Annotated in this window: 9 protein-coding genes; 7 read left to right on the forward strand and 2 right to left on the reverse strand. The window is 70.8% G+C overall.

Annotation, left to right across the window (positions count from 1 at the left end; genetic code table 11):
* Window positions 1-56 precede the first annotated feature (56 nt).
* Complete coding sequence (locus tag ACU6WZ_RS17290; RefSeq protein WP_447028943.1) at window positions 57-875, forward strand: ABC transporter ATP-binding protein; 819 nt, start codon at window positions 57-59, stop codon at window positions 873-875.
* The gene (locus ACU6WZ_RS17295; protein WP_447028944.1) at window positions 872-3,445 is read left to right on the forward strand and encodes an ABC transporter permease; all 2,574 of its coding nucleotides are present in this window, start codon (window positions 872-874) and stop codon (window positions 3,443-3,445) included. Before ACU6WZ_RS17290 ends, ACU6WZ_RS17295 begins: the two co-directional genes overlap by 4 nt.
* Before the next feature lie 242 nt (window positions 3,446-3,687).
* Here ACU6WZ_RS17295 and ACU6WZ_RS17300 read toward each other — a convergent pair whose 3' ends face one another.
* Together ACU6WZ_RS17300 and ACU6WZ_RS17305 are read right to left on the reverse strand one after the other, a co-directional pair.
* The gene (locus ACU6WZ_RS17300) at window positions 3,688-3,939 is read right to left on the reverse strand and encodes a type II toxin-antitoxin system RelE family toxin (RefSeq protein WP_447028945.1); all 252 of its coding nucleotides are present in this window, start codon (window positions 3,937-3,939) and stop codon (window positions 3,688-3,690) included.
* Entirely contained in the window at window positions 3,936-4,190 is a 255-nt protein-coding gene (locus ACU6WZ_RS17305; protein ID WP_447028946.1) for a type II toxin-antitoxin system Phd/YefM family antitoxin, read from the reverse strand. Before ACU6WZ_RS17305 ends, ACU6WZ_RS17300 begins: the two co-directional genes overlap by 4 nt.
* Window positions 4,191-4,336: 146 nt before the next feature.
* On the opposite strand from ACU6WZ_RS17305, the gene mfd reads away from it, so the two are divergent.
* The 5 genes from mfd (at window position 4,337) to ACU6WZ_RS17330 (ending at window position 13,224) form a co-directional block, all read left to right on the forward strand.
* Entirely contained in the window at window positions 4,337-7,867 is a 3,531-nt protein-coding gene (gene mfd, locus ACU6WZ_RS17310) for a transcription-repair coupling factor (RefSeq protein ID WP_447028947.1), read from the forward strand.
* Between the two features lie 83 nt (window positions 7,868-7,950).
* The gene (locus ACU6WZ_RS17315) at window positions 7,951-8,724 is read left to right on the forward strand and encodes an HNH endonuclease family protein (protein ID WP_447028948.1); all 774 of its coding nucleotides are present in this window, start codon (window positions 7,951-7,953) and stop codon (window positions 8,722-8,724) included.
* A gap of 221 nt (window positions 8,725-8,945) precedes the next feature.
* Complete coding sequence (locus tag ACU6WZ_RS17320) at window positions 8,946-11,048, forward strand: N-6 DNA methylase (RefSeq protein WP_447028949.1); 2,103 nt, start codon at window positions 8,946-8,948, stop codon at window positions 11,046-11,048.
* Window positions 11,049-11,167: 119 nt separating this feature from the next.
* Window positions 11,168-11,713 carry a hypothetical protein gene (locus ACU6WZ_RS17325; RefSeq protein WP_447028950.1) on the forward strand — a complete coding sequence of 182 codons (546 nt, stop codon included), beginning with the start codon at window positions 11,168-11,170 and terminating at the stop codon, window positions 11,711-11,713.
* A complete protein-coding gene (locus ACU6WZ_RS17330) occupies window positions 11,710-13,224 on the forward strand; it encodes a serine/threonine-protein kinase (RefSeq protein WP_447028951.1) in 1,515 nt (504 codons plus the stop codon). The genes ACU6WZ_RS17325 and ACU6WZ_RS17330 overlap by 4 nt, the downstream gene beginning before the upstream one ends.
* Window positions 13,225-13,226: the final 2 nt, after the last annotated feature.

Raw genomic sequence — 13,226 nt, forward strand, 5'->3', positions numbered from 1 at the left:
TGATTCGCCGCACTTACGTGGTGGCGGACATTGGTGCCAGACATAGGAGACCGACCGTGACAACGGCTATGACCATTCCCAGGCACAGGGGCACTGGAGGGCGTACGGCCGTTGCCGCGAGGGCGCGGCAGGTCGTCAAGGCGTACGGAGCGGGGGAGACCCGGGTCGTCGCGCTCGACCACGTCGATGTGGACATCAACCGGGGGCAGTTCACCGCGATCATGGGCCCGTCCGGGTCCGGCAAGTCCACGCTGATGCACTGCCTCGCCGGCCTCGACACGGTGACCTCGGGCGAGATCCACCTCGACGAAACCGAGATCACCAAGCTCAAGGACAAGAAGCTCACGCAGCTGCGCAGGGACCGGATCGGCTTCATCTTCCAGGCGTTCAACCTGCTGCCCACGCTCAACGCCCTGGAGAACATCACGCTGCCGATGGACATCGCGGGCCGCAAACCCGACGCGGCGTGGCTGAACCGGGTGGTGGAGACGGTCGGGCTCGCGGACCGGCTGAAGCACCGGCCGACGCAGTTGTCCGGCGGCCAGCAGCAGCGGGTTGCCGTGGCGCGTGCCCTTGCCGCGCAGCCCGAGATCATCTTCGGTGACGAGCCGACCGGGAACCTCGACTCCCGGGCGGGCGCCGAGGTGCTGACCTTCCTGCGCAAGTCCGTCGACGAGCTGGGGCAGACCATGGTGATGGTCACGCACGACCCGGTCGCCGCCTCGTACGCGGACCGGGTGCTGTATCTCGCGGACGGGAAGATCGTCGACGAGATGCTCAAGCCGACCGCCGAAACCGTCCTGGACCGGATGCGGAGTTTTTCTGGGGGACGCCCCCAGACCCCCGACTTCGACGCACGCGGGCGGACGTCATGACCGTCGTCAGAAACTCGATGCGCAACTTCCTCGCGCACAAGGGGCGCATGGCGCTCTCCGCCGTCGCCGTCCTCCTGTCGGTGGCGTTCGTGTGCGGCACGCTCGTCTTCACCGACACCATGAACACCACCTTCGACAAGCTCTTCGCCTCCACATCGGCCGATCTCACCGTCACCCCGAAGTCGGCCGAGGGCGAAGACGAGATGCCGGCGACCGGCCGCCCGGAGTCCCTTCCCGCATCCGCCGTCCAGCAGGTGGAGCAGGCGGACGGCGTGAAGTCCGTCGAGGGCTCCGTCATCAGCCTGTCCGTCACCGTCGTCAACAGCGCCGACAAGAACATGGGCTCCACCAGCGGCGCCCCGACCATCGCCGCCGGCTGGACCCAGGGCGACCTCAAGTCGATGGAGATCACCTCCGGTCACGCCCCGCGCGGCCCCACCGAGGTGATGATCGACGCCGACACCGCCGACAAGCACGGCCTGAAGCTCGGCGACGACCTGCGCACCATCGCCGTCACCGGTGACATCAACGCCAAGATCTCCGGGATCGCCTCCTTCAAGGTGACCAACCCGGGCGCCACCGTCGTGTACTTCGACACCGCGACCGCACAGCAGAAGCTGGTGGGCAGGCCGGACACCTTCACACACCTCGCGGTCACCGCCGAAGACGGCGTCAGCGACGAACAGTTGAAGCGCGATGTCTCGGCCCTGAGCGGTCCGTACACCTTCCAGACCGCCAAGGAGTCTGCGGACGCCGGCCGCGAGGACGTCGGATCCTTCCTCGACGTCATGAAGTACGCGATGCTCGGCTTCGCCGGAATCGCCTTCCTCGTCGGCATCTTCCTCATCGTCAACACCTTCTCGATGCTGGTCACCCAGCGCACCCGTGAGATCGGCCTGATGCGGGCCATCGGCTCCAGCCGGCAGCAGATCAACCGGTCCGTACTGGTGGAGGCACTGCTCCTGGGCATCGTCGGCTCGATCCTGGGCGTCGGCGCCGGTGTCGGCCTCGCCGTCGGCCTGATGAAACTCATGGGCGCCACCGGCATGAAGCTGTCCACCGACGACCTGACCGTCGCCTGGACGACGCCGGCGATCGGGCTCGCGCTCGGCATCGTCGTCACCGTCTTCGCCGCGTACGTGCCGGCCCGCCGGGCCGGCGCGGTCTCCCCGATGGCCGCCCTGCGCGAGTCCGGGACCCCCTCGGACGGCAGGTCCGGCCGGCTGCGGACCGTACTCGGCCTCGTGCTCACCGGCTCCGGCGGCGCGCTGCTCTATCTGACGACGCAGGCCGACAAGGCGCGCGAAGGCTCGATGCTCCTCGGCGGCGGGGTCCTCCTCACCCTGCTCGGCTTCATCGTCGTCGGCCCGCTGCTCGCCGGCGGTGTGGTGCGGGCGATCAGCGTGGTCCTACTGCGGATGTTCGGCCCCGTCGGCCGGATGGCCGAGCGCAACGCGCTGCGCAACCCGAGGCGTACCGGGGCGACCGGCGCGGCACTGATGATCGGCCTCGCGCTGGTCGCCTGCCTGTCAGTGGTCGGGTCCTCGATGGTCGCGTCGGCCACCCAGGAGCTCGACAAGTCGGTCGGCGCGGACTTCATCGTGCAGGCCGCCAACCAGCAGCAGCCGATCGTTCCCGCCGCCGAGAAGGTGCTGCGTGCGGCTCCCGACATCGACCACGTCACCAGCTTCAAGATGATCAAAGCGGAGCTGACCTCTCCCGACGGCAGGAAGGAGACCGAGGAGCTGGCCGCCGCCGACCCGACGTACGCCGACGACCTGCGGCGCGAGACGGTCGCCGGTGAGCTGTCAGCGGCGTACGGCAAGAACGCCATGTCGGTGGGCACCGACTACGCGGAGCGGCACGCCATCAAGGTCGGCGACGAGATGACGGTCGCCTTCACGGGCGGCGAGAGCGCCAAGCTGAGGATCGCGGCGATCACCTCGGACGACACGAACGTCGACAAGGGCGCGATGTACACCAACATCACGACCGCCGCCCAGTACCTGCCGGCCGACCGGATGCCGCTGAACACGATCATGTTCGCGACTGCGGTGGAGGGCAAGGAGACGGCCGCGTACGCCGGTCTGAAGAAGGCGCTGGCCACGTACCCGACGTACACGGTGCAGAACCAGACCGACTTCAAGCAGGACCTGAAGGACCAGGTCGGCCAGCTGCTGAACATCGTCTACGGTCTGCTGGCGCTCGCCATCATCGTCGCGGTGCTCGGTGTGGTGAACACCCTCGCCCTGTCGGTGGTCGAGCGGACCAGGGAGATCGGCCTGATGCGGGCCATCGGCCTCTCCCGCCGCCAGCTGCGCCGCATGATCCGCCTGGAGTCGGTGGTCATCGCCCTCTTCGGCGCCCTGCTCGGCCTCGGGCTCGGCATGGGCTGGGGCACCTCGGCGCAGAAGCTGCTTGCCCTGGAGGGGCTGGGCGTGCTGGAGATCCCGTGGACGACGATCCTCACGGTCTTCGTGGGTTCGGCCTTCGTGGGGCTGTTCGCGGCGCTGATCCCGGCCTTCCGGGCGGGGCGGATGAACGTACTGAACGCGATCGCCACCGAGTAGGGGCGGCGAGAGCGGTGCGGTGACGGGCCTGGCCTCGCGGTGTTCTTCGAGCACCTCGAGGCCGGGCTCTTCATTCGTTCGTGCCGAAGATTTCGTCCCAGCCGTCGGGCATTTCGTCAAAGTCGTCGGCGAAATGGATCTTTCCTCGGAGCGAACCACGATCTGTCCGCTGGACCTTGGGCTGAGGCTGATCACCCTTGGGGGCAGGCTCAGTGGGGGCGGCTTCCGGCGGTTCACCGCTCTCAGACGATCCGGCCAACATTCATCACCACAATCGTGACGGTGGACTCTGTGATCTCGTACAGGATGCGGTAGCGGCCCACGTGCATACGGCGCAGATCTGGCGATCCGTAAGCGGCGGAGCCTGTCGGCCTTGGGTCGTCGGCCAGCAGGTCAACCGCGTCGAAGACCTGCCGCAGGCCGTCGGGATCGTCCTTGAGATAGCGGGTGGCGGCATCTGTTGCCCCGAGCCGCCAGATGACCTCGTAGCTCACTCACGCCCCAGGCCCAGGCGGGCACGGACTTCTTCGTGCGGGACGCCGACGAATGTCCCAGCGGCCTGTTCCGCGCGGTACTCCGCGAGAGCCAGAGCGTCCTCCAGGTCGGCCAACTCCTGCGGGTTTATCAGCACGGCCGCAGGCTGACCATGATCGGTGATCATGATGCGCTCGCGGGCGTGCGACGTCCGGCGGACCAGCGAGCCGAAGCGGGCGCGGGCTTCGGTGATGGGCAGCATGTCATTCATGCAACGAACTGTACACTTCACGCCGGTTGTGTGGGCGCGGATCGCGGGGCGTTGTCAGCGGCGGGTCGTAGGCTAGGGAGCCCCCGGCCCGTGAGACGTGTCGGGCCCTGCGCGTTGTCCCCTCGTTACCCGGATGGAACCCCTTCATGAGCCTGCACGGTCTGCTGGATGCCGTAGTACGAGACCCCGCGCTCGCCGAAGCGGTGACGGCCGCCACCGACGGCAACCGCATGCACGTCGACCTGGTCGGCCCGCCCGCCGCGCGCCCCTTCGCGGTGGCCGCGCTGGCCCGTGAGACCGGCCGTACCGTGCTGGCCGTCACCGCGACCGGCCGCGAGGCCGAGGACCTCGCCGCCGCGCTGCGGACGCTGCTGCCGGAGGACCGGATCGCGGAGTACCCGTCCTGGGAGACGCTGCCCCACGAACGGCTGTCGCCCCGCAGCGACACCATGGGCCGTCGCCTCGCGGTCCTGCGCCGCCTGGCGCACCCCCGCGCCGACGACCCGTCCGCGGGCCCGGTGAGCGTCCTCGTGGCGCCCGTACGGTCGGTGCTCCAGCCGCAGGTCAAGGGCCTCGGCGACCTGGAGCCCGTGGCCCTGCGCACCGGGCAGAGCGCGGATCTCGGCGACACCACGGCGGCGCTGGCGGCAGCGGCGTACTCCCGGGTCGAGCTGGTGGAGAAGCGTGGCGAGTTCGCCGTGCGCGGCGGGATCCTCGACGTGTTCCCGCCGACCGAGGAGCACCCGCTGCGGGTGGAGTTCTGGGGCGACGACGTCGAGGAGATCCGTTACTTCAAGGTCGCCGACCAGCGTTCCCTGGAGGTCGCCGAGCACGGCCTGTGGGCGCCGCCGTGCCGCGAGTTGCTGCTGACCGACGAGGTGCGCCGGCGGGCGGCGGCCCTCGCCGAGGCCCACCCGGAGCTGGGCGAGCTGCTCGGCAAGCTCGCCGAGGGCATCGCGGTGGAGGGCATGGAGTCCCTCGCTCCGGTCCTCGTGGACGAGATGGAGCTGCTCATCGACGTACTGCCCGAGGGGTCCATGGCGCTGGTCTGCGACCCCGAGCGGGTACGGACCAGGGCGGCGGACCTGGTGGCCACATCGCACGAGTTCCTCCAGGCGTCCTGGGCGGCCACGGCGGGCGGCGGGGAAGCCCCGATCGACGTGGGCGCGGCCTCGCTGCGGGGCATCGCGGAGGTCCGGGAACGGGCCCGCGAGCTGGACATGATGTGGTGGTCGGTGGCGCCGTTCGCGGCGGACGAGGAGCTGTCGCCGGACACCCTCAAGCTCGGCATGCACGCCCCGGAGGCGTACCGCGGCGACACCGCGCGGGCGCTGGCCGACACCAAGGGCTGGCTCGCGGACGGCTGGCGCACGGTCTACGTCACCGAGGGCCACGGCCCGGCCGCCCGTACCGTCGAGGTCCTCGGCGGTGAGGGCATCGCGGCCCGCCTGGAGCCGGACCTGACCACCGTCGCCCCGTCCGTCGTCCATGTCGCCTGCGGCTCGATCGACTTCGGCTTCGTCGACCCCGGACTCCGGCTGGCCGTGCTCACCGAGACCGACCTGACCGGGCAGCGCACCGCCAGCAAGGAGCTGGGCCGGATGCCGGCCCGCCGCCGCAAGTCCGTCGACCCGCTCACCCTCCAGGCCGGCGACTTCATCGTGCACGAACAGCACGGCGTCGGCCGGTACGTCGAGATGATCCAGCGCACCGTCCAGGGCGCGACCCGCGAGTACCTGCTCGTCGAGTACGCCCCCGCCAAGCGCGGCCAGCCGGGCGACCGCCTCTACATCCCCACCGACCAGCTGGAACAGGTCACCAAGTACGTCGGCGGCGAGGCCCCGACCCTGCACCGGCTCGGCGGCGCCGACTGGACGAAGACGAAGGCGCGCGCGAAGAAGGCGGTCAAGGAGATCGCCGCCGACCTGATCAAGCTCTACTCGGCGCGCATGGCGGCCCCCGGCCACACCTTCGGCCCCGACACGCCGTGGCAGCGCGAGCTGGAGGACGCCTTCCCGTACGTCGAGACGCCCGACCAGCTGTCGACCATCGCCGAGGTGAAGGAGGACATGGAGAAGTCGATCCCCATGGACCGCCTGGTCTGCGGCGACGTCGGCTACGGCAAGACGGAGATCGCGGTCCGCGCGGCCTTCAAGGCGGTGCAGGACGGCAAGCAGGTCGCGGTCCTGGTGCCGACGACTCTGCTCGTACAGCAGCACTTCGGGACGTTCTCCGAGCGGTACGCGCAGTTCCCGGTGGTCGTGAAGGCGCTCAGCCGCTTCCAGAGCGACACCGAGGCGAAGGCGACCCTCGAAGGGCTGCGGGAGGGGTCGGTCGACATCGTCATCGGCACCCACCGGCTGTTCTCCTCCGAGACGAAGTTCAAGGACCTGGGCCTGGTCATCGTCGACGAGGAGCAGCGCTTCGGCGTGGAGCACAAGGAGCAGCTGAAGAAGCTCCGCGCCAACGTCGATGTCCTGACGATGTCCGCGACCCCCATCCCCCGTACGCTCGAAATGGCCGTTACCGGCATCCGCGAGATGTCGACGATCACCACGCCGCCGGAGGAGCGCCACCCGGTGCTGACCTTCGTCGGCCCGTACGAGCAGAAGCAGATCGGCGCCGCCGTCCGCCGCGAACTGCTCCGCGAGGGCCAGGTCTTCTACATCCACAACCGTGTCGAGTCGATCGACCGGGCGGCGGCGAAACTGCGTGAGATCGTCCCGGAGGCGCGCATCGCGACGGCGCACGGGCAGATGTCGGAGGGCGCCCTGGAGCAGGTGGTGGTCGACTTCTGGGAGAGGAAGTTCGACGTGCTGGTGTCCACGACGATCGTCGAGTCGGGCATCGACATCTCCAACGCCAACACCCTGATCGTCGAGCGCGGCGACAACTTCGGTCTCTCGCAGCTCCATCAGCTGCGCGGCCGGGTGGGCCGTGGCCGCGACCGCGGTTACGCCTACTTCCTCTACCCGCCGGAGAAGCCGCTCACCGAGACCGCCCACGAGCGGCTCGCGACGATCGCCCAGCACACCGAGATGGGCGCGGGCATGTACGTCGCAATGAAGGACCTCGAAATCCGCGGCGCCGGCAACCTGCTGGGCGGCGAACAGTCCGGCCACATCGCGGGTGTGGGCTTCGACCTCTACATCCGGATGGTCGGCGAGGCGGTCGCGGACTACCGGGCGGCCGTGGACGGCGGGGTCGAGGAGGAGCCGCCGCTGGAGGTCAAGATCGAACTCCCGGTGGACGCCCACGTTCCGCACGACTACGCGCCGGGTGAGCGGCTGCGTCTGCAGGCGTACCGGGCGATCGCGTCGGCGAACTCCGAGGACGACATCAGGGCGGTGCGCGAGGAGCTCACCGACCGTTACGGCAAGCTGCCCGAGCCGGTGGAGAACCTGCTGCTGGTCGCCGGCCTGCGGATGCTGGCGCGCGCCTGCGGCGTCGCGGACATCACGCTCGCGGGCCCCAACGTCCGGTTTGGCCCGGTGGAGTTGCGCGAATCGCAGGAGCTGCGCCTCAAGCGTCTCTACCCGCGTACGGTCATGAAGCCGGCCACCCGCCAGATCCTGGTCCCGCGCCCCACCACGGGCACGATCGGCGGCAAGCCGGTGGTGGGCCGCGAACTGCTGGCGTGGACGGGCGAGTTCCTGACGACGATCCTGGGGTCGTGACGGCGCTGGGCCATGGTTGTGCTTCGTGGGAGTCTGGGGAACGCTCATTTTGGTCGCCAATACGCTTCCCAGGACGGACCGCCTTGATACGTACGCTCAGAACAGGCCGCCCCGCCACGGCGCTCGGCGTCGCGCTCGCCGTGGTGACGTTCGCGGTCACCGGGTGCGAGGCAGTCGAAGGCAGTGGTTCCGCTTCGGGCTCCGGGCCCGCCGCGTCCGACGGGCGGGCGGCCGGGCCGCTGCAGAACCCGGACGGAACGAAGCCCGGCCTGGCGCCCGTCGCAGCGGACGCCGACCGGGCCGAGGCGCGGGGGCTCATCGGGGAGCTTGCCACGAAGGGCCGGGGTCCCAGGACCGGGTACGACCGGGACAAGTTCGGCTACGCCTGGATGGACACGGCCGACGGAGTGCCGCTGGCGCGGAACGGGTGTGACACGCGCAACGATCTCATTCGTCGTGATGGTCAGAACCTCCGCTTCCGAGCCGGCTCCGACTGCGTGGTCGTCGCTATGACCCTGCACGACCCGTACACGGGCCGGACCATAGAGTGGCGCAAGCAGGACGCCATGGAGGTGCAGATCGACCACATGGTGCCGATGTCGTACGCCTGGCAGATGGGCGCCTCGCGCTGGCCGGAGGGCAAGCGCGAGCAGTTCGCGAACGATGCGCTGAATCTGCTGCCCGTCGACGGCCGCACCAACTCGGTTAAGCAGGATTCAGCGCCGGCGTCGTGGCTGCCGCCGAACAAGCAGATCCGGTGCGCCTACGCGGTGCGTTTCGCCCAGGTCGCCGTCAAGTACGAACTGGCTGTGACGGCGCCGGACAAGCGGACGATGCTGGATCAGTGCGGCGGCTGAGCCGCTGGTGACTCAGCCGCTGGTGGTTCAGGCAGGCGGATCGTCGGAAAGTCGGTTGGTCGGTGCGGTGGGCACCCCTAGCCTGCCCTGCGAGAGCCTGTGAACCGAGTCAACAGCATTAGTGTCGGTGTTACGATTCACCTTGTGAAGGGGTCTCTCTTGCATGCATGGGTATGCTCGGTGGCCACAGCAGGCGCAGGTGTACGAGGGGAGCCGGCCCGGTGTCGGACAAGGCAACAGAGGTGACCGCCGCCGGAATCGCCCGGCTCGCCGGCGTCGGACGCGCCGCCGTCAGCAACTGGCGCCGCAGGCACACCGGCTTCCCCAAGCCGGTCGGAGGCACCGAGACCAGCCCCTCCTTCGCCCTAGCCGAAATCGAGGAGTGGCTGCGCGGCCAGGGGAAGATCGCCGAGGTCCCGCTGCGCGAACGCGTCTGGCAGCAGCTCGCCGGACACCCCGCGGGCCCCGTCCACGCCCTGATCCACGCGGGCTGCGCCCTGCTGCTCGTACGCGAGCGACCCACGGCCTGGCTCCAGTTGGCCGCGGTCTCCGACGAGAAGCTCGCCCTCATGCTGCCGCCCGCGCTGGAGGCAGTCCTCACCCCGCGCTTCGGCCCGCACCGGGCCGTTCACACCCCGGGCACACCCGAGCTGACCCCCTCCGTCCCCCTGCTGCGCTCCGCCGCCGACCTCGCGGCCGAGCTCGGCGCCCACCAGACGTACGAGTTCCTGCTCGGCCGCCATCTCGACGCCAACCCGCGCCAGTACCCGCTCACCCCACCCGGCCCCGCCGCCCTGATGGCCGCCCTCACCGGCAACCCCCGCACCGTCCTCGACCCGGCCTGCGGCACCGGCGCCCTGCTGCGCGCCGTCGCGGAGACAGTCGGCGCCGGCGGCGGGCGGGCGAAGGCCCGGGCGGAAGGCCGAGTCGAGGGGCGGGCCCTGCACGGGCAGGAGACCGACCCCGGCCTGGCCGCCCTCACCGCGCTGCGCCTCGCCCTGCACGGCGAGGGCGGCGGCACCCAAGCGGGGGCCCCCGAAGTCCGCGTCTGCGCCGGCGACACCCTGCGCGCCGACGCCTTCGGCCGTCTCGCCGTCGACGCCGTGCTGTGCCACCCGCCGTTCAACGAACGCAACTGGGGCCACGACGAGCTGGCGTACGACCACCGCTGGGAGTACGGCTTCCCGGCCCGTACGGAATCCGAACTCGCCTGGGTCCAGCACGCGCTGGCCCGCCTGCGCGACGGCGGCACCGCCGTGCTGCTCATGCCGCCCGCCGCCGCGTCCCGCCGCTCGGGCCGCCGCATCCGCGCCGACCTGCTGCGCCGCGGCGCCCTGCGCGCGGTGGTCGCGCTGCCCGCCGGCGCGGCGCCCCCGTACGGCATCCCGCTCCACCTGTGGGTGCTGCGCAAGCCCGCCGCAGGGGCGCAGCCCTCACCCGAACTGCTTCTCGTCGACACGGGCGACCTCTCCGCGGCGGGCCGCGACAAACTCGACTGGCAGGCCCTGCACACCGCTGTCCTCGACACCTGGCAGACCTTCGACCGTCACGGCACGGTCGAGGAACGCCCCGGTGTGAGCCGGGCGGTGTCCGTCATCGAGCTGCTCGACGACGACGTGGACCTCGCCCCCGCACGGCACCTGCCACCCCCCGCGGCCGGCGGTGGCGCCGCCGAACTCGACGGCGTACGGCAGCGACTGGCCGACTCGCTCACGCGGACCGTCGCACTCACACCCTCCCCAGCGGAGCCCGCGGCGGCCCCCCGCCGGCACACCACCACCGTCGGCGAACTCGCCCGGGCAGGCGCCCTGGTACTGCGCTCGGGAGGCGCCGGAGCCGGTTCCGGTGAACGAGTCCTGACCGAACAGGACGTGCTCGCGGGAACGGCCCCTTCGGGCTTCCTTCCTGGGGGCCCCACGGAGGACCCGGTGCTCGTCGAGGCGGGTGATGTCGTCGTTCCCGTGCTCGGTGGTGGCTCGGTGGTCCGCGTCGTCGACGGGGACACCGCGGGAGCCGCGCTGGGCCGCAGCCTTCAGCTACTGCGCCCCGACCCGGACGCCGTCGACGCCTGGTTCCTCGCCGGGTTCCTGCGCGGCACGGCCAACAACCGGCAGGCCAGCAGCTACGCCACCACCTCCACCCGGCTCGACGTGCGCCGCCTCCAGCTGCCCAGGCTGCCCCTCGCCGATCAGCGCCGGTACGGTCAGCGCTTCCGCGCCCTGGCCGACTTCGAGGAGGCCCTGCGGCTGGCGGGCCGGCTCGGCGAGCAGCTCGTGCAGGGGCTGTACGACGGCCTGACGGACGGCTCCGTACGACCGGAGTGAGGCGCACCACATCGGATGGGTACAACCCGGGGGCCGTTGTCGGTGTCGGTGTATACGCTCGAAGCACATACCGTACGAGCGTCCTCACCTACACCGCCACCAGGTCTTCAGGAGCAGCCATGCACGGCTCCGGCAGCACGCCGCCCGTCCGCAACGACGGCGCCGTCATCACCATGCGGGTGCTGTTCGCCCTGTGCTCCGTCTTCAGCTGCGGACTGCTGTCGTGCCTCCCGCTGTTCCGGATCGCCATCCTGCGCGGGCGGTGGTTCGACTGGGCGGCGGCGTGGGTGAGCCTCCCTGTGGTCATCGCGGCCTTCGCCGTCGTCGGTGAACTCCCGGACACCGACGTCCGGACCGACATCGCCATGGCCTTCGTCCTGCTCCTCGGCGCGTCCAGCGCGGGGTACTACCTGGTCTTCGACATCAGGTACTACGCGCAGCTCACCGCGACGGGCCGCACCCCCTATGGCCCGTACGTCCAGCAGAACCAACAGCCCACCCACCAACCGCAGTACGGCTACCCGAACCCATACGCCACCACCCCCGTGCCGCAACCCCAACACCAGCCCCAGCAGCCGCCCCATCGCATCGACCAGGTCCGCGCCGAACTCGACGAGCTCAGTGACCTCCTGCGCAAGGACCAGCAGGACGGTCAGGCAAGGTGAACGGGCGCATCATCGCCGGGCGTTACGAAATGTCCACCGTCATCGGCCAAGGCGGCATGGGCCAGGTGTGGACGGCGTACGACCAGCGCCTAGACCGCCGCGTCGCCGTCAAGCTGCTCCGCCCCGACAAGATGGCCGCGGCCACCGCCGCTGAGGACATGCGCCGCCGCTTCGTGCGCGAGTGCCGCGTCACCGCGCAGGTCGACCACCCGGGCCTCGTCACGGTCCACGACGCCGGCAGCGACGACGACGACCTGTACCTCGTCATGCAGTACGTCAAGGGCGCCGACCTCGCCGACCACCTCGCCGAACACGACCCCTATCCCTGGCCGTGGGCGGTGTCCGTGGCCGCCCAGCTGTGCGCCGTGCTGTCCGCCGTGCACGCGGTGCCGATCGTCCACCGCGACCTCAAGCCCCGCAACGTCATGGTGCGACCCGAGGGCACCATCACCGTCCTCGACCTCGGCGTCGCCTCGGTGCTCGACACCGACACCACCCGCCTCACCCACACCGGGACCCCCATCGGCAGCCCCGCCTACATGGCCCCCGAGCAGGCGATGGGCGGCGCCGTCGGCCCGTACACCGACCTCTACGCCCTCGGCGTCCTCCTGCACGAACTGCTCAGCGGCAACGTGCCGTTCGCCGGATCGACCGTCCTCGGCGTCCTCCACCGCCACCTCTACGAGCCCCCACTGCCCGTCCGCCAGCTCCGCCAGGACGTCCCCGAACCCCTCGAAGCGCTCGTCCTGCGCCTGCTCGCCAAGGACCCGCAGCACCGCCCGTCTTCGGCGCAGGAGGTGTACGAAGCCCTGGCCCCGATGCTGCCCACGCGCGGTGTGCCGTCGGGCCCCCTCGACCCGACCCGCCCTTTCCTGCGCCCGCACGCCCCCTGGCCCGACCGCGCCACGACCCCACCCACAGCGCAGCCCACCCCCACCGACGCGCAACCGGACGTGGCGGGCGCCGTCGACGAGGTCAAACAGCTCCTCGGCGAGGGCCGCATCACCCAGGCCGTCGACATCCTCGGCGGCATCCTCCCGGCCGCCGCCGCCCAGCACGGCGAGCGCTCCCCGGTCGTCCGCATCCTGCGCAAGCAGTACGCGGCGACGCTCCTCGACGACGGGCAGTACCGCCGCGCCCTGCCCGAGCTGCGCCGCCTCGCCGACGACCGGGCCGCCGAGTCCGGTCTGGCCGACCCGCAGGCCCTGCAGTTCCGGTACGACGCGGCGCAGTGCCTGGAGCAACTCGGCGAGCCGGCCGCCGCGCTCGCCGAGTACCGCGCCCTGCTCCCGTACTACGAGAACCAGTACGCCACCGAGGCCACCGCCCATGCCTTCGACATCCGCCACCGCACAGCGAACCTGCTGCTCGCGATGGGCGACCACGGCGCCGCGCACGCCCAGTTGCAGGGCCTGCTCTACGACGCCGAGCGCGCGTACGGCCCCTACCACCCCCTGCCGACCGAGGTGCGCCGAGCCCTCGACCGCCACCAACGCATGCGCGGCGCCTGACG

The organism is Streptomyces hypolithicus (assembly GCF_052934925.1).